This window comes from Mariniflexile sp. TRM1-10, assembly GCF_003425985.1.
Lineage (GTDB): Bacteria > Bacteroidota > Bacteroidia > Flavobacteriales > Flavobacteriaceae > Mariniflexile.
In genome coordinates this window covers 4603226-4627696 of record NZ_CP022985.1, presented here as the reverse complement: position 1 = coordinate 4627696, position 24471 = coordinate 4603226, and the positions used below count along the sequence as shown (strand labels likewise).

Below are 24471 nucleotides of genomic sequence, written 5' to 3'. Positions count from 1 at the left end.
TTTTGTTATTTGGAGTTTTTTAAGGATAATTTTATAGAAAAGAATGCGTTTTTGTTTCCAACAGGACACAAGTATCCCATCGAAGTTAGCTTTCGTTTTTTTAAGCAGCTAAGTTTTTAAATCGAGAGCTGTAAATTCTTCTTCCAATTTCAAGAGCATTGGCTGTATGGATTCCGAAGAAAATCCAGAGAATCTCGCTCTTTTGGGTTTTGGCCTTGATCTTTTTCAGGTTGTAATGTTCTTTTTCTTTACCAAAGCTTCCTTCAAGACGTGTGGAACGTTCTTTTTTGATTTCTCTGGCCAAAATTTTACGCTGTTCTTCGTTTTTACCAGCCTTTCCTTTTCTGATAAAATCGGTCTGGATTTTGCGACTTGAGGTAAATGTTCGGTTTTTATTGGTAGCATAAATAGCATCTGCCCCCAGTATTTTTATTTTAGTCTTGGTCAGGTTTTGGGCGCAAGATACACTGCTCTGCAAACGGGTCCCTTCATTGAAGGCACGGTACTGGATATGCTCAATAAAATTGATTCCGTCTATTTGAACTTTGTTCACTTTTGCTCCAAATTCTACCTGTTTGGTTTCTTTGCCCCGCACAATTGGACGAATGTAACTTTTGCTGATGCTTACGATTCTATCGGGAACACTTTTTCCTGTTTTAAATATTTGTGCCTGTTGCCGGTAAACTTTGGCAATAATGGATCGTTGTCGCTTGTATTTAGCGGTGGATTCAAATGGATATTGATTTTCTATCTGACCCAGTGCACCGTTAAGTTTGTACAGTAATTTCAGTAACCCTCGGGTTACTTTTGTGCGGTATTTGGATTGTTTCTTTCGTTTTTTCGAATACTCGTTATAGCGTCTGCACCAATCCAGATATTTGGTCCTGGGCAATTTGATTTTCAAAGTGCGGCATAAGGATTCCATTTGTCTGTAGTTCCACTGAACGCATTCCCAAAGCAATTTCTGATTGGTTGGAAAACGCACTTCGCTCTCGTAACAGGTCGCATCGGTAAACATTTTGTCCAGGTCCTTCATATAAGGAATCCAGTTCTTGGCAAGTACTTCTTGGGATCTTCTAATATTTAAACCCTTGGAAAGCTCCATCCTGATTTGGCTCACGATCTTAAAGTTGGTCAGCGGTTTATCGATGGGAATTAGAATATCGCAAAAAAACTGCATGAAAATATTTCCATTCAAAAGCTCGATCAGTTTCTTGTCCGAGCATCCATAATAGTTTTTGAGCATCATCAGGGCAATTTTCCCTTTGGGACTAAAATAGCAATGGGTTCCTTTTTTAGAATCTTTCAATTTGAAAGATTGACCAAGCTCGGAAAAAGGCGTGGAAAGGTAAATTTTGCCCAAATCGGTTTTTAGAAATTGGGCATAAAATCCATCAAAATCTTTATTGATGGCGAAAATTGGAATTTCGTATTGAAATTCGCTTAAACGTATTATTTTTGGCATCACACTTTAAAAGAAAACCCCGTTTTTGGCCCGTTTGGAGCAATTTCGGGGTTTGTTCCTTCTAATATAATACCTATTTTATTGAAAAACAATAGTTTATATTATTATGAATATGCCTAATTATTTGATGGTCTTTTTCATTTTTAAATATATAAGATTCCTCATTCGAGGGAATGACAAAACTAACTATTCAGCATTACGGGCATTACTAGCATAGTTACTTGCTCACCATCATCTAAACCATCAATAGGCGTTAAAATACCGGCTCTATTAGGCATACTCATTTCTAACTGTACCTCATCAGAATTTAAATTGTTTAGCATTTCGGTTAGAAAACGTGAGTTAAAACCAATTTGCATATCATCGCCTTGGTAATCGCAGGTTAAACGCTCTTCGGCTTTGTTGCTATAGTCGATGTCTTCTGCAGAAATATTAAGTTCAGCTCCAGCAATTTTTAAGCGAATTTGGTGGGTTGTTTTGTTCGAGAAAATACTAACACGACGCACTGAGTTTAAAAACTGTGTTCTGTCAATTACTAATTTGTTAGGGTTTTCTTTAGGGATTACCGCTTCGTAATTAGGGTATTTACCATCAATTAAACGGCAAATCAACTCTGAATTCTCAAAAGTGAATTTTGCATTCGAATCGTTATATTCAATAGTAACTTCATTTTCACTACCAGCTAAAATGCCTTTCAATAAATTCAAAGGTTTTTTAGGCATTATAAATTCCGCTACTTGGTTTGCTTTTACATCTTCACGCGTGTATTTTACTAATTTGTGTGCATCGGTTGCAACAAAAGTTAAGCCTTGTGTTGAGAATTGAAAAAACACGCCACTCATTACTGGGCGTAAATCGTCGTTTCCCGCAGCAAAAATAGTTTTACTAATAGCCGTTGCCAATACATCGCCAATAACCACTGTTTTACTTGGGTCTTCAAGTGAAACGGCTTTAGGAAATTCTTTTCCGTCAGCATAGGCTAAGGCATATTTACCATGATTAGAGCTAATTTCAACCGTATTGTTGTCTTCAATAACAAAAGTTAATGGTTGCTCTGGAAATGTTTTTAAAGTATCTAATAACAAACGAGCAGGAATAGCAACACTACCTTTACTATCGCTTTCTACTTCTAGTGAAGATGCCATAGTGGTTTCTAAGTCGCTTGCTGAAACCGTTAACATTGAACCATCTAATTCGAATAAGAAATTATCTAAAATAGGTAAGGTGTTCGAACTATTAATAACACCTCCTAAAACTTGTAATTGTTTTAATAAATAGGTACTTGATACTATAAATTTCATGTGTTAATATTTATTTTTTTAAAGGACACATGCAGTTCGCTATTAATCATTTCCTTAGAGAATGAAATTTTGAACATGCTCGTTTCATGCGTTAGTTTTAATTTTTTTTAAGTTAGATGCTTTATGGTTTCTATTTGTTTACTTTAAAAAAGTGTTGTAAAACAGAGGTGTTTCATCTAAAAAAGAACTTAGATTAAGTTTTAATTATACTACTTACAAATATATTCTTTACCTATTAATATTGGAAACAAACTTATTAACATTTATTACTGGGTATGTGGGAAACTTTAGTGTAAAATCTACGAGCTAGTTGGCGTATTTTTTTCTTCTAAAATAATTGAAAAGCACTCCAAAAGCCCCTAATAGCAGTAGCGGAAGTAAAATGTTTATAACTTGCCATTTGGTTTTTTCGTCAGCAATTTTTTCCTGATTTAAAAATTCAACGGTTATTTCTTTCGAACGAATGTTTATAAGTCCGTTGTCATCCAATAAATAATTAACAGCATTCAGTAAAAATTCTTTGTTGCCATAGGTTTGCCCCGTCCATCTATCAAATCCTAATTCTTGAGGAACGTTCTTAAAAACATCGTTTTTTATAACATCACCATCGGCAATAACAATCATTTTTGTAGGAACGCTTTTGTTTATTTCTTTTTGAAGTTCGAAAGGCTTTATTCGATTGGCGTAAACCGAAGTGAATTCACCTTCCAATAAAACGGCTAAGGTTTGGTTTCCTTTATTGAACGTTGCTGGATCTGGGTCTTGCGTCACAATTTCCAAACTAATTTCTCTGGGGGTGCCTTCTAGTTTTGTTAAAGGGGCACTTTCCAATAAAATGGTTTTCTTAATGTCATTTTTAAGTGTGTCTATTTGATTTGCAAAATCAAACTTTACCAAATTTAGATTGTTAACTATGGGATGGTTATCATTAGTTGAAGCTAAAGGCGCATATGGCCAACGGAGGTGCTGAAACTGTGACTCACTGCCTTCACCCATAGCCAATGTAATAGGGGCAGAGTAAAGTGTGCTTACCATAACTGGATTGATTCTCACGCCATATTTAAAAAAGAAATCGGTGACATTTAAATCCCTGCTGGTAGCAAAGTTTTTACCCCTATCGTTGTAAAGACTGTCTTTTTCCATAGCAACCGCATCAATAAGCCATAAACTTTTGCCACCATTCATGGTATATTGGTCTAAGACTAGTTTTTCTTCTTCGGTAAAGGCTTCAGTAGGTTTTGCCGATATTATTAAATCGAAATGGTTCAACCCATCCAATGTTTTTTGAGGATTATTCGCAACACTATCTAAAGTAAAGGGCGCAATAAAATAGTACTCACCTAATTTTCTAATAAAACTGGCAATGTATTTGTCGGCTAGTTGTTTATTTCCTTTTAAGATAGCTATGCTTTTATGTTTTGGGTTTGTTAATTTGCTAAACCCATCGGCAAAGGCATATTCTAAATGTTGTACCGAGTTGGTTACCAGATCTTGTTGCGAAGCGCCTATTTTGTTTTTTACAAGCGAAATAATAACCGTTTTACCATTATAACTAGCCAAAGCCCAAGGAAAAATAATGGCTTGTGATGTTTTTCCGTTTTCTTGAACACTCAATTGCATTGGGGTTAGACCTCTGTCTGTTAATTGCTGAATATGGCGTTCGCGGGTGGCATCATCTTCCAATGGATTAATAAAATTGAAAATGATGTTACTGTTTTCAGATGAAAACTCTTCAAGCAATTGTTTCGTTTCGTTTTGAAGGCGTCTAAATTCCGAAGGAAAATCTTCACCACTTAAAAACACATCTATTTCGATAGGTGAATCTACGTTTTTAATGATATTAATTGTAGCCTCGCTTAAGGTATAGCGTTTGTCATCAGTTAAATCGAAACGTTTAAAAGCTAAACTACTTATGTAGTTAATAGCTATTAGAGCAATTAATAATATGGTTATATGTTTAAGGTGCTTCTTCAAACTTTGTTTCTAATTGGTATTGTTTAACACTTTCAACTTTATTGTTTTTGAATTCCAACTCCAAACACTCTTGAGTTAGGTTAAAAGCTCCAGGTTTATAGCCTAAATTATAGTTCCATTTGTTAGGCGAATTGGCTTTAATACTATCATCCCAACCATACCATTCGCTGCTTCCCAGAATAGCTTTTACTTCGCTTTTGGTTTTACCTTTAAACATTTGCAGCTTGGTCATTTCGTTACTCATTTCGTAGCGTAAAGCCGGTTTATCTGTCCAAGCTTCGGCATCAAAATGTTTTTCGTGGTGGTAGCTGCTAAAAATGTTTATAAGCGGATAAAACACATAAAAATAAACAATGGGAGTTAATACGATGCTTATTAAAAAACTTAACCATTTACGTTTGTCTATAGTATTGGTAAATGCCCAAACTAACAGGAAAACGACTATTAAAAAAATAACGAACAGCGGTGTTAAAATCATTTTTATTCTTTATTAATATTCAGTTTCGTTAGCATTATAAAAAATGCTGTAATACTTAAAAAATAGATGATGTCTCGGGTGTCTATGACGCCTCGACTGATGCTTTTGTAGTGGGCGTTCATACCCAATTGTTCTATAAAATTACTTGAAGTGTAGTCGGCAACACTTTCAAAACCAATATAAAACATAAAGCAAATAGCGACTGATGTTATAAAAGCCACTATTTGGTTGTCTGATAAGGTAGAAGCGAATACACCAATAGCTGTGTAGGCAGCAATTAAAAACAACAAGCCAAAGTAAGAACCTAAAGTACTTCCAAAATCCAAATTGCCAACAGGATTTCCTAATTGGTAAATGGTGTAAACATATAATAAAGTTGGTAAAAGGGCGATTAAAATTAAAACGAATGCACCAAAATATTTACCTAGAACAATGTTTAAATGCGTAATAGGTTTGGTGAGTAAAAGTTCTAAAGTACCTTGTTTTTTTTCATCTGAAAAACTACGCATAGTTACCGCAGGAATTAGGAAAATTAATATCCATGGAGCTAGTAGGAAAAACGATGATAAATCGGCAAACCCATAATCTAATATATTGTTTTCACCTTTAAAGAACCACAAGAATAAACCATTAAGCAATAAAAAGAAACCAATAACCAAATAGCCAATGGGCGATGCGAAAAATGTATTTATTTCTTTTTTAAGTATGGCAAACATTTAATTTAGTTAAAAGTTAAAAGTTAAAAGTTAAAAGTTAAAAGTTAAAAGTTAAAAGTTAAAAGTTAAAAGTGTGAATTTTGCCTACTGCCTACTGCCTACTGCCTACTGCCTACTGCCTACTGCCTACTGCCTACTGCTTAAAGCCATTCAACAAATTCGTTTCAAAATTACTAAGAAATCTCAGTTTAACAATTCTTATAAACATTTATTATTCAGTAATTATTCTTAACTTTTAGGAAGCATGGATTCGGTACTAAAATTAACGCTAATAGCATCCATCAAGCCCAACCCCATTAAAGTAGAAGCACTACCTACTGTAGCACTATTACTTTTGTAAACGGCAATTTCTAAAAAGCCACCCGAATTAAAAACCACCAAACCTCTGCCTTCATCATGCCTTTTTTCTTCAGGAATTTCAAAATTCACAATATCGCTATAGCGATTATGTATTTTTTTAAACTTATTATTTCTTGCCGAAACTTCAAAAGACCTTCCTTTTTGTATGCTTTCAAAAAATGGACGCTTAATATTTGTTACCACATTACCATAATTATCAACATAAATAACGCTACCTATAATTTGGGTTTTATCATCGTTCACAAATGGGGTAATATGTTTTGTAGGTTTAATTTCTGGTATGGTTTTGCCAATAACCTCTAGGGTACCACCACGTGCAATGTGGCAAGCCACTTTTACAAAAACGTCTAGTACCGGAAAACTGGTTTGTATTTTATCGTGGATATTGATTTCAACAATTTTTTCGGGTGCAATTTCAGAGCAAATCATGCTCATAATCCCATTATTGGCACAAATAAAATAATGGTCGTCTAGTTTTAAGGCAATATGTTTGTTTTCTTCGTTAATTTCAGAATCTATACCTATAATATGTATCGTGCCTTTTGGGAAACTGTTGTAAGCATTTTGAATGATATAACCAGCCTCTAAAATATTAAAAGGCGACACCGAATGTGAGATATCAACAATTTTAACATTGGGTAACTCACTGTAAATAGCGCCTTTTGTTGCGCCAGCAAAGTGATCTTTTTCTCCAAAATCGGTAGTTAATGTTATTATCGCCATTGGCAAATTGTTGATATGTTTTTAATGTTAGTACACCCAAATTTGTGTATTTTTGAGCTTTAACAGATATGTAACAAACCTACATAAATTTTTTGTTTTCATTTTTATGTTTAACATTAAAAATATAGGTTCGTGAATACTTATTTGTCAAAATAAAAAACTGAATAAAACTAATAAATCATTTCGTCTGAGTAAACAATATTGTCAGTAATCTTAGAGGAAATTTTAAACAAATTCTACGCCTTTGAACGAAATTATCATCGAACTTGAAGAAATCACTCCAAAAGAATTTTTTGGAGCCCAAAACACCAATATTGAACTCCTAAAAAAATATTTTCCTAAGCTTAAGATTGTAGCCAGAGGTAATAAGATCAAGGCCTTTGGCGACGACGAGCTGTTAGAAGAATTCGATCGCCGCATGAAAATGCTTTTGAATCATTTTACCAAATACAATAAGCTTGATGAAAACGTTATAGAGCGTGTACTCACAAGCCAAAGTAGTGACGATTATTCTACGTCCGATTCAAGCGGCGAAGTTTTGGTACACGGTGTTGGAGGCAAACTTATTAAAGCACAAACAGCTAACCAACGTAAATTGGTAGAAAGTATGCGTGCCAATGATATGGTTTTTGCCATAGGACCTGCAGGAACCGGCAAAACCTATACAGGTGTTGCTTTAGCAGTGCAAGCGCTTAAGAACAAAGAGGTGAAACGTATTATTTTAACCCGTCCAGCAGTTGAAGCAGGGGAGAACCTTGGGTTTTTACCGGGCGATTTAAAAGAAAAGTTAGACCCTTACATGCAGCCTTTATATGATGCGCTACGAGATATGATACCTGCCGAAAAATTGGCAATGTACATTGAGAACGGTACCATACAAATAGCGCCATTAGCGTTTATGCGCGGACGCACGCTCGATAATGCATTTGTAATTTTAGATGAAGGACAAAATACGACACATAACCAAATGAAAATGTTCTTAACCCGTATGGGTAAAAACGCCAAATTTTTATTAACTGGCGACCCAGGGCAAATAGATTTGCCACGACGTACCATTTCTGGTCTTAAAGAAGCTTTGTTGATATTAAAAAATGTAGAAGGTGTGGGGATGATATTTTTAGATGATAAAGATGTGATTCGTCACCGTTTGGTTAAAAAGGTTATTGAGGCATATAAAAGCATCGAACACGTAGATTGATTAAATGTACTATTGTTTATTTGTTTATTCGTGGATTTGTTGATTTGACTAATGGCTATTGACTATTGACTAATGGCTAGTGACCAATGGCTAGTGACTATTATTTGTAGAAAGCCTATAGTAAACCTTTTTGCCAAGCTTGTCGATATATTTTAATTTACAGGTAATTATTATCGGTTTCGACAACCAACTTGATAAATTAAATTTAAAGGACTTTTTAACCTTTTTTTATTTTGGAATGTTTATATCATATAATCAATTAGTTAGAAATTAGGGTTGCTGGCTTATCTTTTAATTCTATAAAATTCTATAAAAATCGTGTAACTGGTTTTCTGTTTATGTTGTCGAGATTTGCAATACAAACATTTAAAAAAAAGATACATGAAAAAATTATTTTTAATCATCGGAATCGGATTAATAGGATCAACTTCAATTTTTGCACAAGAAACTGAAATAGACATCACACCAAATAATTCTTGGTTTAAAGCTGGCGTAACTGCTAGTGTTCCAGTGGGCGATACAGGCGATGTATCGTCATTTAATTTAGGTTTAGATCTTAGAGGACAATATTTATTCAATCCCAATTTTGCCATTGGTGCCGCTTCTGGCTATAGTCATTATTTTGGAAAAGATGGTTTTGAAGATTTTGGAGTCATTCCTGTAGCAGGGTTTGTCCGTTATTATTTTACACCTAAAGGCCTGTTTTTGGGAACGGATATAGGATACGGTTTTTTAACCAATGTTGATAATAATGAGGGAGGTTTATATGTAAACCCTCAAATTGGTTACCATAACTACGATTGGAATATTTATGCTTTTTATCAAAACACATTTGCAGAAAATGATGTCGATATACAAAACGTTGGTGTAGGTGTTACTTATAATATCCGATTTAAATAAATTTTAATATTAAAAAAAATACAGAAAAAAGGAGCATGCTTATGTCTCCTTTTTTTATTTACTTATTGAAGTGGTTTAAACTTTTTTTAATTGGCTAAAAAATCGCCCTTTTTTGCCCACTTTGCGTCTTTTTTTCTTTCCGTAGCGATGCTATGCAACTCTAAAAAGGCTTCGATTGGACAAAAAATGACTGATTTTCACTTCAATCAAAAAAGTTTAAACCACTTCATTGTTTGGCATCGTTAAACAAATTACATTTGCAAAACAAACAACACACGACTGTTAATGAATACAATCACAAGTACCGATTTCAATTTCCCAGGACAAAAATCTGTTTATCACGGAAAAGTTAGAGAAGTTTATAACATCAACAACGAGCAATTGGTAATGATTGCAACCGACAGGTTATCGGCATTCGATGTCGTGATGCCAAAAGGAATTCCGTACAAAGGACAAATACTAAACCAAATAGCCACCAAAATGATGGCAGCGACAGAGGATTTAGTACCAAACTGGTTAACAGCAACACCCGACCCTAATGTAGCTGTAGGGCATTTGTGCGAACCTTTTAAAGTTGAAATGGTAATTCGTGGGTATATGAGTGGACATGCAGCACGTGAGTATAAAGCAGGAAAACGCATGCTTTGTGGTGTAGCTATGCCAGAAGGCATGAAAGAGAACGATAAGTTTCCAGAACCTATTATAACACCTGCAACCAAAGCAGAAATGGGCGATCATGATGAAGATATTTCAAGAGAAGATATTTTAAAGCGTGGTATTGTTTCAGAAGCAGATTATGTGGTTTTAGAAGATTATACCCGTAAATTATTTCAAAGAGGAACAGAAATAGCCGCAAGCCGAGGCTTGATTTTGGTGGATACCAAATACGAATTTGGTAAAACTAAAGATGGTAAAATAGTATTGATTGATGAAATACATACCCCAGACTCCTCACGTTATTTTTATGCTGATGGCTATAAAGAAAGACAAGCCAATAACGAACCCCAAAAGCAATTAAGTAAAGAGTTTGTACGCCAGTGGCTCATAGCCAATAACTTTCAAGGTTTAAAAGGACAAACCGTACCTGTTATGAGCGACGCGTATATTGAAACCGTTAGCGAACGCTATATAGAACTTTATGAAAACATTACAGGAGAAACCTTTGTAAAAGGTGATGTAAGCAATATACAAAAACGTATTGAGAATAATGTTTTGGCGTATTTGAAGTAACATTTAAGATGCTATCTAAAAGTCTAGTTCTATGTTCATATTGAGCACTTCGACAAGCTCAGCACAGGCTTTGTCGAAATATTTTAACTTATTGGCAATCAATATCGGTTTCGACAAGCTCAACCTGACAAATTAATCTTAGACAGTTTTTTTTGAATTACACATCTTCTTTTCTTCCCTATTTGTTGTCTTCTTATCATATGAGTCCTGCACCCAAAGCAAGCGAAATCATTATCAGCATGATCGCAACCGTCACTTGTAAAAAGTGTAAAGTAACTTTCTTCAGAAGTTTATTGCCTAAAAAAGATCCAGCAATTCCCGCTAATGTTGCACAAATTACCAAAGTCAAATTGTCGGTCAGTCCTGTTTTTGTAAATCGTGTTGCATAAACACTCAATCGAGTAAAGTCTACAAAAGTTGAAACCACAACTGCCGTTCCTATAAATGCTTCTTTTGAAAGGCCTGCTTTGATTAAAAACGCACTTCGCATAGCGCCTTGATTACCAGAAAGTCCACCAAAGAAACCACTTAACGCTCCGCCAATGGGTAATTTGTCCTTACCGAATTGTAAATTATTGAAGTATGGAATAAGATCTATACTTGCGAATATAATAAGCAAAATGGAAATGATAAATTTTACGGGATAAACTTCAAAATGCTTTCCAAATGCATCATAGGCAAACAATGGTTGCAGGTTGGTTATGTTTAATAAAATCCAAGAACCAGCAATAGCGGCAACTACGGCAGGAATACCAAAACGCAACAAAACGTCTTTGTTGGCATTACGCCCCACCAAAAATAGTTTGAAAATATTATTGAAGAAATGAACGACTCCTGTTAGGGCGATTGCTAATTCAACAGGAAAGAAAATCATAAAAACAGGCGTTAGGATTGTTCCAAGTCCAAAACCCGAAAAGAATGTAAGAATGGCAACAAAAAATGCTACTAATGATATAACTACTATGTCCATTTAATTTTTTGGGTTATTCAGTTTATTGTCAACCGACCAGTAGCCACCGCCTTTGATTAACAAAAAGATACTGCCCAGTAACATGGCCCAATCTGTTCTACTTCCATGCATCATTTCCCAAAAACCTTGATTGGCTAAAATGCCTGCCTTTGTGGTTGCAATGGCAACAAGCATAATGATAATGAGAGGAATACTCGCCAATCGTGTAAGCAGACCAATTAAAATCAATGCACCGCAAAGAATCTCAAATGTGCCGACAAAATTTCCTAAAAATTCAGGTGAAGGCAATCCGATTTTTTCAAACCTTCCAGCCCCACGAATGGCAGGAAAAATAAATTTTTGAATACCTTCGGAAAAGAAAACAGTACCAACCATTAAGCGAATGATAATGGTGGTTTTTGAATTATCTGAACGGATTATTCTTTGAAACATACTATGTGATTTGTATTTTTTTAAAACTGCAAAACACAAAATTTTGAATGGTGCCAAAAGGTGTTTTGTGGTCAAGTGTGATACATTTTATTTTATCAAAGATATTTTTTAGTCGTTCGATCATTGAGTTCTCCGAATACTGTTTGATTTCAATGCCACTGCATTTGGTCGGACCTTGTTCTGAAAAAGTCCCAATAACCAAAATTCCTGTTGGCTTGATGCTACGTTGTGCGGTTTCTAGATAGCTTGAAATCTCTTGCTCATCTGTAAGAAAGTGAAAAGCTGCCCGGTCGTGCCAAAAGTCGTATGGTTCCGTAGACTGAAATTTTGCTACATCTGTAACAACCCATTTTACTTTTTCAGCTTGTTTCCCAAGTCGTTTTTTTGCTTTACCAATGGCTGTTTCTGAAATGTCAAGCACGGTAATGTCTTGATATCCTTTACGTAGTAAGTGGTCAACCAAAAAACTATCTCCACCACCAATGTCAATGATTTTAGCAGTTGTTGGCACATTGAATTGGTTAATAAAGTCAAGTGAAGTTTCAGGTGTCGGTTCATACCAACTCACTTCATTCGGTTGCTTGGTTTGGTATATGTTTTCCCAATGTTTTTTTCTATCGAAATTTTCCATGTTTATTTTCTAATAGGTGATTGGCTCTTAAAATCTAGAAAACGATATAAAAGTAATCCGTTGGGTGAAATTAAGAAAATTTAATTTATAACGAATTTTGATTATAATTTAGTCAATTTAGTACTCAAGTGTCAGTCTGAGCCTGTCGAAGATACTAGAAGATACATTTCGACAAGCTCAATGTGACAATTTATATAAAAATTAGTGTTGATAAAGTAATTCACCCAACGGGTTAAAAGTAATAATCAAGTTTAGGTTAGCCAAACAATAACGATTAGCGTCGTTTCTTTTTAACACCTACTTGTTTCGATTTAATGCGTACAAAAATGAGTTTATGGCGACTTTTAGGGTTTTCACGTTGCTCCAACTCAAAAATATCAATCGACTTTATTAAAGGTGTGAGTTTCTCAAAACCAAAATTTCTGGAATCGAAATTGGGCTGTTTTTTTTGTAGTAGACTACCAACATCGCCAAGAAATGCCCAACCATCATCATCCGACACATCCGAAATGGTGGTTTTAATCAATTCAATATCTTTTGGGGTTATTTTATCAACGCTGTCTTTAACGGCATCAACATCTTTATCTTGTCTGTCGGTTTTATTTTTTAATATTTCGACATAAATAAATTTATCGCAAGCCACAATAAATGGATTTGGGGTTTTCTTTTCACCAATACCAATGACTTGCATACCTGCTTCCCGCAACCTGACGGCCAAGCGTGTAAAATCGCTGTCGCTCGATACCAGACAAAACCCATTTACTTTCCCCGAATATAGTACATCCATGGCGTCAATAATCATGGCAGAATCGGTGGCATTTTTCCCGGTGGTGTAACCGTACTGTTGGATAGGTGTTATGGCATTTTCAAGCAAGAGGTTTTTCCATTTTGATAGGTGGGGTTTGGTCCAGTCGCCATAAATACGTTTAATGGTTGGATTGCCGTATTTGGCGATTTCTTCCATCATTTCTTTTACGTGTGCCGATGGGATATTATCGCCATCAATAAGTACTGCTAAATTTATATTTGTGTCCATGGTATTTTTGTAGTATTCAATAGTGGGCATGCAAGTAACCCACAGAATAGCGAAGTTAAGTTTTATAAACCAAAAAAGGAGTTTATTTTGTTTTCTTTTTAGGTTTGCTAGCCTTAGCCAATGGATTAAAAGCTAAGCATACATCGAGCCAATACGATAAATCATCATCAGCATCAAAACCTTCGGGAGTTACAAAAATATAGCCTTTCATAGGACGCCCTGTAAAATCCATTGGTAGGCAGTTTGGTTTTTCAAGTTCAGCTTCGTAAACAGCTTCCCCAATGCGTGCCATGAGTAAATTATCGCCAAATTTTTTATCGAAATGAATACCACAAAGCATTTTATTATCCACTTTAAAACACAAACCACCCATCATCTTTAGTTCTTCAAAAAGAACGTGTTTTTCTTTAAGTTGCTGACGAATCCTATCGGCTAAAAATATATCGTAAGCCATCGTATTATCTTTTAAATAAACTCATAAACCTTCTGGCTAAATTATAAACAAAGTGATTGGTGCGTGCGTAGTAAAACGAGATAAGACAAACTACTATAACAAACAATGCTGCCCCCAAAATCACTTCTAAAGGGTTTAAGGATTGATTGAAAAAATGTTTTAAACCATAGCCAGTAAAACTTCCGTAAAGAATAATGAAATGTATCACGTACATAGATAATGTTTTTTCACCTATTCTAGAAATTATGGATTGCTTTAAATAACGTTCTAGGGTATAAAACAAGCCAAAAAGTACCAAAACATTGCCCATTCTAATAAACAAATAGTTAAAATCGGCACATCTGTACAACAATTCATATCCTGTGACTCTATGCAGATAAAAGAGAAAATCTGTAGAATAAAAAATCAATAAAAAGCCAGCAACAAAAAATGTTGCAATGGTAAATTGTTTAAACCGATTACGATGTGCATGCCTAAAAAACACCGTAGAAAAAAACGCCCCAAATGCCGAATATCCAAACCATGGTAAAATAGTAAATATGGAGCCATTAACTTTAGTCATGTAATTTGCAAAAAAAAGTGGGACGTCATCAATAACCAAATCTCTATACAACGGTTCCGATAAAAAACAAGCACAACCAATGCAAAAAAGGACTATAGAAAATATATAGCTATGGTTTTTGAATATGGAATACAGGCAAACCAATAGTATAAGTGACAAACCAATGCATTGCAGTACATCTATAACCAAAAAATACGGACTGAAATACCCCGTAAACCAGCTTACCAAATTAACACGTAAACTATAGCCAATAAGCAACAATAGAAAACCTCTAAATATCCCTTTTTTTATGCGTTTTTTATCGTTGCCTTTAGCGTTAGCCCGCAACAGTAAATAAGTAAAAACCAATCCTGAAATGGTAAAAAACACAGGAGCTGTAATACCCCTAAAGTAGGACCAAACATTATAGGCTGTATAAATAGGATTTCTGTAAAGAGGATCTAATAGCGTATCTATAAAATGCCCTTGAAGCATCATTAAAATAGCAAATGCTCGAACGGCATCAATAAAATATAAGCGGTTAGTATGCAATCCTAAATTTAGTTTTTAAGGGTAAATATACTTCTAAAAATTATAATTCAGTAAAGCTTAGATAATATATTTATGTAATTATATTAAGATATTCTTAATAAATAAAGTAATCTTTTGAAAATCTGATATAATACATAATGCAACTATTGCTATTTATTAATCTTAATAAGCAACTAAGGATAAAAAAGGCAAATTTAATTAGATTTAAAAGGTAAATATTATATTAGCGGTCTTGTTTCCCATTTTGCCAATAGGTAAAAAGTTAATTAAATTGTGTCATTTTATTGAAACAAGTCAAGATGAGGTATCATTTTTATTTTAAAAAAGCAATATAAAATGACATTTGGTTTGTTAGACTGAGCTTGTCGAAGTCTTATTACCAACAGTGTTGGTTATTGATAATTGTTTATTTGTTGAATTGCTTAATCGTTTAATCATTAATTGATTAGCATGTGCCTCTGTCAGACTGAGCTTGTCGAAGTCCTAATTTTAAAAAACGCATGGGTAGTTTCAATAAGTACAACATAATTAAAGATGCTTTTATCAACATAAAAAATAAGCAGTAAAGTGCAGGATGGAATAAAACATAAAAGATTATTTATTTGACAGACACCTTTAATATTGAAGCTTGATAAAATAAATTAACTATATAAATTAACATTAAAACTCAATAATATTAACTAACTAAATAAAAACTAAACATGACAAAAAACAATGCAAAAGCCTATTGGAAAGAAAACATTAAATACCTGTTCATACTTTTAACCATTTGGTTTTTGGTATCATATGGAGCAGGCATTTTATTTAAAGATACCTTAAATCAGATAAAAATGGGAGGCTTCAAATTAGGATTTTGGTTTGCGCAACAAGGCTCTATATATGTGTTTGTTGTTCTCATATTTGTGTACGTTCGCCTAATGAATAAACTTGATAAAAAATATGGTTACGATGAATAGTTTATTTATAGCAGCGTCTTTAGGGGTGCAAAATTGGACATATATTATAGTAGGTATTACTTTTACACTTTATATTGGAATTGCCATTTGGACAAGAGCAGGTTCTACCAAAGAGTTTTATGTTGCAGGAGGTGGTGTATCGCCTTTAGCTAATGGAATGGCAACTGCAGCCGATTGGATGAGTGCAGCATCATTTATATCCATGGCAGGGATCATTTCTTTTGCAGGATACGATGGCGCAGTATATTTAATGGGATGGACAGGCGGTTACGTGCTTCTTGCTTTATTATTAGCTCCTTACTTACGAAAATTCGGAAAGTTTACCGTACCCGATTTTATAGGCGACAGGTACTATTCTAACACTGCACGGATGGTGGGCGTTATTTGCGCACTTTTGGTATCGTTTACTTATGTAGCTGGTCAAATGCGAGGCGTTGGCTTAGTGTTTTCCCGTTTTTTAGAAGTTGATATTAATACAGGGGTTATTATAGGTATGATAATCGTTTTGTTTTATGCCGTTCTTGGTGGTATGAAAGGTATCACGTATACCCAAGTAGCACAATATTGCGTGCTTATTTTTGCTTTTATGGTGCCAGCTATTTTTATTTCTATTCAAATGACTGGAAACCCGATTCCACAATTAGGATTTGGCGGTAAATTGGCCGATGGTTCAGGAATGTATTTATTAGATAAATTAGACGGTTTAAGCACCGAGCTTGGTTTTGCCGAATATACCGAAGGTTCAAAATCTATGATAGACGTGTTTGCCATAACTTTAGCATTAATGGTAGGTACAGCAGGTTTACCGCATGTTATTGTACGCTTTTTTACAGTTAAACGCGTAAAGGATGCCCGTAAATCGGCAGGCCTGGCGTTATTATTAATTGCTATTTTATATACAACAGCGCCGGCTGTTTCTGTTTTTGCAAGAACCAATATGATTGAAACGGTATCAAATAAATCATATGCTACCATGCCAGAATGGTTTAAAAAATGGGAAACTACTGGTTTAATTGTATTTGATGATAAAAACAACGACGGACACATTCAGTATCTAGCGGATGCTTCAAAAAACGAATTGGTTGTAGATAATGATATTATGGTGCTTGCAAACCCCGAAATTGCCAATTTACCCGATTGGGTTATAGCCTTGGTAGCAGCAGGTGCCTTAGCAGCAGCCTTATCAACAGCAGCAGGTCTGTTATTGGTTATTTCATCTTCGGTTTCACACGATTTAATCAAGAAAATGATCAACCCAAACATCTCAGATAAAGGCGAATTAATAGCAGCACGTTTATCGGCAGTAGTTGCTGTTTGTGTAGCAGGATATTTCGGAATCAACCCACCGGGGTTTGTGGCTGCAACAGTTGCATTAGCGTTTGGTTTAGCCGCAGCATCCTTTTTTCCAGCTATTATTTTAGGGATTTTTTATAAGAAAATGAACAAAGAAGGAGCTATAGCAGGTATGATAGTAGGTATTTTATCTATGCTGTTTTACATGCTTAAATTCAAGTTCGATTGGTTTGGTGGCGGCGGAAAAGCCGATTGGTGGTTTGGAATTTCACCTGAAGGTTTTGGAACTGTAGCCATGATTCTTAATTTTATTGTATCCATAGTTATTATGAAATTTACCCCAGAACCTCCACAGGATGTACAGGATATTGTTGAAAATATTCGTATACCTAATGGTGCTGGTGAAGCAACAGGGCATTAATTGACAATTGACGATTAAGAATTAAGAATTAGGAATTAAGAATTAGGAAAGGGTTGGATTTTAAAGAATATTAATATTCAACAAGTTGAGGTCTAAGCTTTTCCAAAGTTCAAAACTTAGGAAAAGCTATCTCTCTGATTCGTAAGGTTCATTTTCAACCCTTGATTCGCATTAATAGTTAGCAACTAAACAATTAAATCAACTCATAAACAAATCAACAGAAAAAAAGATGAGTAATTATCATATAAAACATTTAGAAGAATACTATCAAGTTTATAGGAAATCGATAAGGGAACCCGAAAGTTTTTGGGAAGAAGTAGCCGAAGAACATTTTGTTTGGCGAAAAAAATGGGACAATGTACTAAGTTGGGATTTTACCAAACCTGAAGTCAAATGGTTTGAGGGTGCGAAACTTAATATCACCGAAAACTGTATTGATAGACATTTAGCAACACGTGCCGATAAAACCGCTATATTGTTCGAACCAAACAATCCTGATGAACCTTCAGAGCATATTACATACAGTCAGTTGCACAAACGCGTCAATCAGTTTGCCAATGTACTTAAAGCACAAGGTGTTCAAAAAGGCGACCGTGTGTGTATTTATGTGCCTATGATACCCGAACTTGCTATTTCAGTTTTGGCTTGTGCACGTATTGGTGCTATTCATTCGGTGGTGTTTGCTGGGTTTTCAGCAACTGCATTAGCGACAAGAATCAACGATAGTGACTGTAAAATGGTTATTACTTCCGATGGGTCGTACCGTGGTGCAAAATCCATTGACTTAAAAGGCATTGTAGATGAAGCTTTAGAAAAATGCCCTGGCGTAAAAACAGTTTTAGTAGCAAAACGTACAAACTCCGAAGTTACCATGAAAGAAGGACGCGATTTATGGCTGCAACCTCTTTTAGACGCTGCTTCAACAGACTGTAAAGCCGAAATAATGGATGCCGAAGATCCGCTGTTTATTTTATATACATCGGGTTCAACAGGGCAGCCAAAAGGTATGGTACATACCACGGCAGGCTATATGGTTTACACTGCTTATACGTTTAAAAATGCATTTCAATACCGAGAAAACGACGTGTACTGGTGTACTGCCGATATTGGTTGGATTACAGGACATAGTTATATAGTATATGGTCCCTTAGCAAATGGTGCGACTACCGTTTTGTTTGAAGGGGTGCCTAGTTATCCGGATTTCGGACGCTTTTGGCAAATTGTACAAAAACATAAAGTAACCCAGTTTTATACCGCGCCAACCGCTATTCGTGCTTTGGCAAAACAAGGGGTTGAGCTGGTGGAACAATACGATTTATCATCTTTAAAAGTATTGGGAAGTGTTGGTGAACCCATCAATGAAGAAGCATGGCATTGGTACAATGATGTTATCGGAAAAAATAAAAGCCCTATTATAGATTCTTGGTGGCAAACCGAAACAGGAGGGATCATGATAACGCCTATACCGTATGTAACCCCAACGAAACCAACCTATGCGACGTTACCATTTATAGGGGTACAGCCAGCGTTAATGGACGAACATGGTAACGAACTTAAAGGCAATCAAGTAGAAGGGCGTTTGTGTATTAAATTCCCATGGCCATCGATAGCACGTACCATTTGGGGAAACCATGAGCGTTATAGAGAAACCTATTTTTCTGCTTTTGAGGGCATGTATTTTACTGGTGATGGCGCTTTGCGTGATGAAGTAGGCTATTACCGTATTACAGGTCGCGTAGATGATGTCATTATCGTTTCGGGGCATAATTTAGGAACAGCACCTATTGAAGATGCTATAAATGAACATCCAGCAGTTGCCGAATCTGCCATTGTAGGCTTTCCGCACGATATTAAAGGAAGTGCTTTATATGGCTATGTCACATTAAAAGATACAGGCGAGAGTAGGGTTCATGATAATTTACGCAAAGAAATAAACCAGCTTATTTCCGATAAAATCGGACCCATTGCAAAACTTGATAAAATACAGTTTACACAAGGCTTGCCAAAAACACGCTCAGGTAAAATCATGCGGCGTATTTTACGCAAAATAGCTTGTAAAGACACCAATAATTTAGGTGACACCAGTACGTTGTTAAACCCAGAAGTGGTGCAGGATATTATGGATAATGCGCTGTAGTGTGTTATCAATTTAATAATTTAGGGCCTGCTGATAAAGTCAGGCCCTAATTATTTCTATATGTTTGATGATGAATAATTAATAATCTTCAAATTCTATAATACCAGTTTTTAGGCTGATACTCATTAAACCATCCTTTGTTCACCATTAGTTTTCTCATAATTGATGCCGTCTAAGGTCGTTAAGAAATCGTGAAGGTGTATGTTGAATTCTTCAGGTTGTTCAAGATTCGATAGATGGCCTGCATTATCAATAACACAAAGTACAGATTCTTCAATAGCTGCTTTCATCAATTCCGATTGGGCTAGCGGTGTTACTTCATCTTCTCTACCGCAGAGAATCAATGTTGGAACGGTTATCTTATCCAAAAAGGAGCAGGTTTCCGAACGTTCGGCAAGTGCTACCAATCCCTTTTTGATAATATGTTCAGAGTTAGCAAATACAACGTTTCTCACTTGCTCTACCAATTCCTTTTTGTTTGTTATTGAATATTTGTGGAAAACACTTTTAATAAATCCATCGTTGAAATTAGCTGTTCCCTCAGCTTCTATTTCATCAATAGTCTTATAGCGTTTTTCTTTTGTTTCAGCAGTATCGGCAATACATTGTGTATCACATAAAATCAACGCCTCAAAGCGTTGGGGAAATCTTTTTATGGCATTCAGCGCTATAAATCCTCCCATAGACAATCCACAAATAATGGCTTTATCAATGCTTAATTTATCCATAAATTGTATCAAATCATCAGCAAACAAATCAATGCTTAAGGATGTTTTTTCGTCCGTTGATTTTCCAAATCCTCTGATGTCACAAGCAATTAAACGATATGAGTCTTTAAAAAAGCGAAGCTGAAGCTGCCACATCGTTTTGTCGAAGGGAAAACCATGTAAGAAGATAATAGGAATGGTTCCTTCACCAACATCATCATAAGATAAATTAAAATTATTTACAGGTATGGTTAAATCGTAACCTTTAGTTTCCGTTTCCATAGTATTATGTTTTTTAAATTTGAGTTTATAAACACCTAAATTGATTAATGATTCATAGGGTGTTTCATGTGTTAACTTTATAACACTTACAAATTTACTTATGGAACTATCTAGAGATTTTACATAATTAGTAGCAAGAATTACATAATTCATACTTTGGTAATCATGCCTGGCAATTAACAATTAACAATTGGCAATTATCAAATAACAATAATCAATAAACTGATTACCTGTCCAATAAATTACTCCAATTTAAATGCCTGTGCTTATTTAATCGGGCGATAGTCTTTAAGAAGACCAAGGCAGTTATTAGGGCGTCACCGGTAGCGGTATGGCGATCCACAGTAGGGACATTTAGTTCTTTTGCCAAATCGTCTAACGAATACGATTTGTCTTTTTGCCTATAAATAATATGAATGGACTTTTTGTACAAAACACCAGTGTCTATAAACTTATTTTTTAGCTTGCCCAAGCCGTGTCTTAAAAGCATTTCATTAACCATGTTTCTATCAAAATTAGCATGATGTGCTACTAAAATATCACTTTTAATATATAATAAAAAGGCTTTTATGGCTTCCAATTCCGATATTTTTTCTTGAGAACCTGTTTTCATTAACCCATGGATTTTTACGGTTTCGGGCTTAAAAACATCTTGGTCTAAATAGAGTTCCAAACTGTTGTTTACCTGAATGGTTTTCCCAACAAAAGACACGGCACCAATAGATAATATGCGGTCTTCTTTTTTATCGAATCCAGTGGTTTCGGTATCAAAAGCTACAAAACGTGTGTTTGTAATAGGCACATTTTTGTTTTTTTTAAAAGAGTTGATGTAATCGTTCCAAAAATCAGGAAAATCTTGTCTCTTCTTAAATAACCAATCAAAATTCATTTGTTGTTATATTACATAAAGTTTTTTAAATCGAATCTCATTTTTAAGGTCTCCTGAATTTCCTGAATGGGTTTAAAACAACGTCTTAACTTTAGTTTTTCTTCTTTTGTAAGCGTTTCCAATTCAATAAATTTTCCGGAGTTATTATGTAATAAACCTTGTTTTGTTTTAAATTTCAATAAGGCCTTAAAGGCATACGCACACGATTCGTAAAGTTCTTTATTGTTGGGTTCTATTTCAGCGAGCTTTTGAAAACGTTCAGATGTATTATTAATGCCTTTTATATTATTGCTTAAAATAAGTAACCTAGCAGCATCTATTAAAGGCATTAAGGCTCTGCTTTTTATATTAAAAAGGTCTTTTTGCTCACCGCTTTCTTCAACTAAAAACTGTTTAAAAAAGCCAAGTGGTGGTGGGTTTTTAAGGGCATCTCTACCTAAAAACTTGAAGAAGAGTGAGGTTTTACTTAATGTTTTGTAAATAGAGTTTGAAAGCTCGTCAACCAGCGTTTCATCGCCATAAACACAGTTGTAATCAAAAAAGATGGAGGCTAATAAAATGGCTTTTTCATCGGGATTTAAAATCCAGTTTTCAAATTGTAATTTCCATTCTGTTATGGATTTGCACCATTCTATATTACTCGCCATCATATCGGCTTCGCAGTATTCAAATCCGATTTTGTTTAACGATTTGGTAACTAATTTGGCTAATTCTAAAAAATAAGCTTGGGTTCCTTGGTAGTTTTCTTTTTGAACATCCTGAAAAACAATGGCATTATCTTGATCTGTAAAAAGCAATTGCTCTTTCCTGCCTTGGCTACCTATAGACATCCAAGAAAAAGCTACTGGTGGCGGTGTGGGCATTTTTTTTATAGCCAGTTCGATCGCACGAATGGTAACGGCATCATTAATTTGGGAAATGATTTTGATAATGTGCGAAATAGGAATATTTTGTTCTAAATAGTTTTTTAAAAGCGTATTGGCTTTAAGTCTGGCAGTTCTTAATTTTTTGCTGCGTTTGGCACGTTTTATTTCTTTTAGAATAACCGAAGGATTGTTACCTAAAGTCACCAAAACATCATGATGTGTTAATACGCCAATGAGCTTAGAGTTTACCGTACCGTCTTTGGTTATGCACAAATGCCCTATATTATGTTTAATCATTTGTAACTGGCCATCGGCTACCGTTAAATCTTTTTTATTGGTGATAACTGGCGAACTCATAATATTGGAAACGGGTGTCTCTATAGAGAATAAACCCGTTGCAATTTTGTTTTTAATATCGCTATTTGTAATGATGCCTACAGGTTTTATGTCTTCGTCTACAACGATAATACAGCCAATTTTATAGGTACTCATTTTTATGGCAGCATCTTTTAACGACGATTTAAAATCGCATGTAATGGGGTTTTTAGTATAATTAGCCGTTTGAAAACTAACAACATCCTGTGACGTGCTGGGTATGTAATCGGCAAAAATTTTACCGGTTTCTTCGGCCGTATAGGGGTCGTATGCATTGGTTGCAAATGCCGTAATTAAAAATTTATAAACACTGGCATTATTGCTTGTAACAGATTGAAAGGTGTCTATAGGAATGGCATATACAATGGATTCCTCGTTGGCCGTTGCAGTAAGTTTGTAATCTTCTTTTGCAATGAGTGGACGTACACCAAAAATATCGCCGGCATCACTTATGTTAACTATTTCCTGTACGTTGTTAGTGTTGGTGTGAAACGAGGTAATGGCACCATTCCGTACCATATAGAAGTGTTCATTAAACGCATCACCTTTTTTAAAGAGCGTGTCACCTTTTTCTAAGTAAACAATGGAGACTTGTTTCGAGATTTCCAACAAATCATCCTCTTTTAAAATATTAAAGGGTGGATAGTTTTTTAAAAAATCATAAACACGTTCTGCAATAGAGTTCTTCATGCGTCTTTTTTAAAGTTATAAAGTTATAGAGTTATAGAGTTATAAAGTTATAAAGTTATAAGGTTATAAAGTTGTAAGGTTGAGTAAGTTAGAAAGTTAGATGGTTAGATTTTTTAGATAATTAGAAAGTTGAAAAGTTTTAAAAGACTCATAGCTTCTTTTCTATCTCCTGCTTCCTGCCTTCCGTCCTCCGTCTTCTGTCTTCTACAAAAAAAACATTAAATCATTTTAAAATCCAAAAGCAATTCACCTTCAACAAAACACTGGAGGTGGTCGCCTTTAAAAATTTCACCAGCGCCCACGGCAGGTGTTCCTGTAAATATTAAATCACCAGGTTCTAAAGTCATGTATTTTGAAGTAAACGCAATGATATCACTAAAGGTATAAATCATTAACGACGTGTTTCCAACTTGTTTTTCTTCACCATTAATAACTAAATTAAAATTAATGTCATCCAATTTAGGAAAGTTAGAAACCGGTTTAAAATTAGAAATAGGTGCAGCACCATCAAAACCTTTACCTAAATCCCAAGGGCCTTTAGTTTCCCTGCAAGCATTAAAAACATCTTTAGCGGTATAATCGATACCAACACCAATTTCTGATATATATGAAGCGGCATCTTCTAAACTGATGTCTTTTCCTTTTTTACCAATTTTGATAACCAATTCAATTTCATAATTCAATTGATTGGTAAAGCTAGGATAAACCACATCTTTATTATCTCTTACAAGACTCGATTCCGGCTTGGAAAATATAATTTGATTGCCTGTTTTATTGCCACTAATTTCTTCTTTGTTACTTACGTAGTTTTTTCCGATAGCCAGAATTTTCATAATGTTTAATTTAATTAAAATTTAGATTGTAAATTTAATAAAATATGAAGTTTAATTTCGC

Annotated in this window: 22 protein-coding genes; 6 read left to right on the top strand and 16 right to left on the bottom strand. The window is 34.9% G+C overall.

Features of this window, described 5'->3' with window-relative positions; all coding sequences use genetic code 11:
• Window positions 1-100: 100 nt before the first annotated feature.
• From CJ739_RS20675 to CJ739_RS19005, 6 genes are all read right to left on the bottom strand, one after another.
• Window positions 101-1465: a transposase gene (locus CJ739_RS20675; RefSeq protein ID WP_117172267.1), complete on the bottom strand. Its 1365-nt coding sequence runs from the start codon at window positions 1463-1465 to the stop codon at window positions 101-103.
• A 182-nt stretch (window positions 1466-1647) separates the two neighbouring features.
• Window positions 1648-2766 carry a DNA polymerase III subunit beta gene (gene dnaN, locus CJ739_RS19025; protein ID WP_117178214.1) on the bottom strand — a complete coding sequence of 373 codons (1119 nt, stop codon included), beginning with the start codon at window positions 2764-2766 and terminating at the stop codon, window positions 1648-1650.
• 306 nt (window positions 2767-3072) lie between these two features.
• The gene (gene gldG, locus CJ739_RS19020; protein ID WP_117178212.1) at window positions 3073-4740 is read right to left on the bottom strand and encodes a gliding motility-associated ABC transporter substrate-binding protein GldG; all 1668 of its coding nucleotides are present in this window, start codon (window positions 4738-4740) and stop codon (window positions 3073-3075) included.
• Window positions 4724-5218, bottom strand: a complete 495-nt coding sequence (locus tag CJ739_RS19015; RefSeq protein WP_117178209.1) for a hypothetical protein — start codon at window positions 5216-5218, stop codon at window positions 4724-4726. Before CJ739_RS19015 ends, gldG begins: the two co-directional genes overlap by 17 nt.
• A gap of 2 nt (window positions 5219-5220) precedes the next feature.
• On the bottom strand, window positions 5221-5934 hold the full coding sequence (gldF, locus tag CJ739_RS19010) for a gliding motility-associated ABC transporter permease subunit GldF (RefSeq protein WP_117178207.1): 714 nt from the start codon (window positions 5932-5934) through the stop codon (window positions 5221-5223).
• A 228-nt stretch (window positions 5935-6162) separates the two neighbouring features.
• Window positions 6163-7017, bottom strand: coding sequence for an SAM hydrolase/SAM-dependent halogenase family protein (locus CJ739_RS19005; RefSeq protein WP_117178205.1), 855 nt, complete (start codon window positions 7015-7017; stop codon window positions 6163-6165).
• Window positions 7018-7261: 244 nt separating this feature from the next.
• Between CJ739_RS19005 and CJ739_RS19000 the strand changes: the two genes are divergently transcribed.
• From CJ739_RS19000 to CJ739_RS18990, 3 genes are all read left to right on the top strand, one after another.
• Window positions 7262-8215, top strand: a complete 954-nt coding sequence (locus tag CJ739_RS19000; RefSeq protein ID WP_117178203.1) for a PhoH family protein — start codon at window positions 7262-7264, stop codon at window positions 8213-8215.
• Window positions 8216-8596: 381 nt separating this feature from the next.
• Window positions 8597-9115: a hypothetical protein gene (locus tag CJ739_RS18995; RefSeq protein ID WP_117178200.1), complete on the top strand. Its 519-nt coding sequence runs from the start codon at window positions 8597-8599 to the stop codon at window positions 9113-9115.
• 285 nt (window positions 9116-9400) lie between these two features.
• Window positions 9401-10345, top strand: a complete 945-nt coding sequence (locus tag CJ739_RS18990; RefSeq protein WP_117178198.1) for a phosphoribosylaminoimidazolesuccinocarboxamide synthase — start codon at window positions 9401-9403, stop codon at window positions 10343-10345.
• Window positions 10346-10541: 196 nt separating this feature from the next.
• Here the strand turns inward: CJ739_RS18990 and CJ739_RS18985 are convergent, their stop codons facing one another.
• From CJ739_RS18985 to CJ739_RS18960, 6 genes are all read right to left on the bottom strand, one after another.
• Window positions 10542-11315, bottom strand: coding sequence for a sulfite exporter TauE/SafE family protein (locus CJ739_RS18985; RefSeq protein ID WP_117178196.1), 774 nt, complete (start codon window positions 11313-11315; stop codon window positions 10542-10544).
• On the bottom strand, window positions 11316-11747 hold the full coding sequence (locus tag CJ739_RS18980) for a DoxX family protein (protein ID WP_117178194.1): 432 nt from the start codon (window positions 11745-11747) through the stop codon (window positions 11316-11318).
• A 1-nt stretch (window position 11748) separates the two neighbouring features.
• Window positions 11749-12378 (bottom strand): class I SAM-dependent methyltransferase, encoded by a 630-nt coding sequence (locus CJ739_RS18975; RefSeq protein ID WP_117178192.1) that lies wholly within the window; start codon window positions 12376-12378, stop codon window positions 11749-11751.
• A gap of 274 nt (window positions 12379-12652) precedes the next feature.
• Window positions 12653-13414 carry an NYN domain-containing protein gene (locus CJ739_RS18970; protein WP_117179147.1) on the bottom strand — a complete coding sequence of 254 codons (762 nt, stop codon included), beginning with the start codon at window positions 13412-13414 and terminating at the stop codon, window positions 12653-12655.
• An 82-nt stretch (window positions 13415-13496) separates the two neighbouring features.
• Complete coding sequence (locus CJ739_RS18965; protein WP_117178190.1) at window positions 13497-13868, bottom strand: TfoX/Sxy family protein; 372 nt, start codon at window positions 13866-13868, stop codon at window positions 13497-13499.
• 4 nt (window positions 13869-13872) lie between these two features.
• Window positions 13873-14961: a heparan-alpha-glucosaminide N-acetyltransferase domain-containing protein gene (locus CJ739_RS18960; protein ID WP_117178188.1), complete on the bottom strand. Its 1089-nt coding sequence runs from the start codon at window positions 14959-14961 to the stop codon at window positions 13873-13875.
• A 701-nt stretch (window positions 14962-15662) separates the two neighbouring features.
• Here CJ739_RS18960 and CJ739_RS18955 point away from each other — a divergent pair.
• The 3 genes from CJ739_RS18955 (at window position 15663) to acs (ending at window position 19768) form a co-directional block, all read left to right on the top strand.
• On the top strand, window positions 15663-15917 hold the full coding sequence (locus CJ739_RS18955; RefSeq protein WP_117178186.1) for a DUF4212 domain-containing protein: 255 nt from the start codon (window positions 15663-15665) through the stop codon (window positions 15915-15917).
• Window positions 15910-17631: a sodium:solute symporter family protein gene (locus CJ739_RS18950; RefSeq protein WP_117179145.1), complete on the top strand. Its 1722-nt coding sequence runs from the start codon at window positions 15910-15912 to the stop codon at window positions 17629-17631. The genes CJ739_RS18955 and CJ739_RS18950 overlap by 8 nt, the downstream gene beginning before the upstream one ends.
• A gap of 229 nt (window positions 17632-17860) precedes the next feature.
• Window positions 17861-19768: an acetate--CoA ligase gene (gene acs, locus CJ739_RS18945; RefSeq protein WP_117178184.1), complete on the top strand. Its 1908-nt coding sequence runs from the start codon at window positions 17861-17863 to the stop codon at window positions 19766-19768.
• A 125-nt stretch (window positions 19769-19893) separates the two neighbouring features.
• On the opposite strand, the gene CJ739_RS18940 is transcribed toward acs, so the two are convergent.
• The 4 genes from CJ739_RS18940 to CJ739_RS18925 form a co-directional block, all read right to left on the bottom strand.
• Entirely contained in the window at window positions 19894-20910 is a 1017-nt protein-coding gene (locus tag CJ739_RS18940) for an alpha/beta fold hydrolase (RefSeq protein WP_205419379.1), read from the bottom strand.
• A gap of 73 nt (window positions 20911-20983) precedes the next feature.
• Window positions 20984-21646, bottom strand: a complete 663-nt coding sequence (locus CJ739_RS18935) for a 3'-5' exonuclease (protein WP_117178182.1) — start codon at window positions 21644-21646, stop codon at window positions 20984-20986.
• 11 nt (window positions 21647-21657) lie between these two features.
• Window positions 21658-23577 (bottom strand): DUF294 nucleotidyltransferase-like domain-containing protein, encoded by a 1920-nt coding sequence (locus tag CJ739_RS18930; protein WP_117178180.1) that lies wholly within the window; start codon window positions 23575-23577, stop codon window positions 21658-21660.
• 218 nt (window positions 23578-23795) lie between these two features.
• The gene (locus CJ739_RS18925) at window positions 23796-24410 is read right to left on the bottom strand and encodes a fumarylacetoacetate hydrolase family protein (protein ID WP_117178178.1); all 615 of its coding nucleotides are present in this window, start codon (window positions 24408-24410) and stop codon (window positions 23796-23798) included.
• Between the last annotated feature and the right edge of the window lie 61 nt (window positions 24411-24471).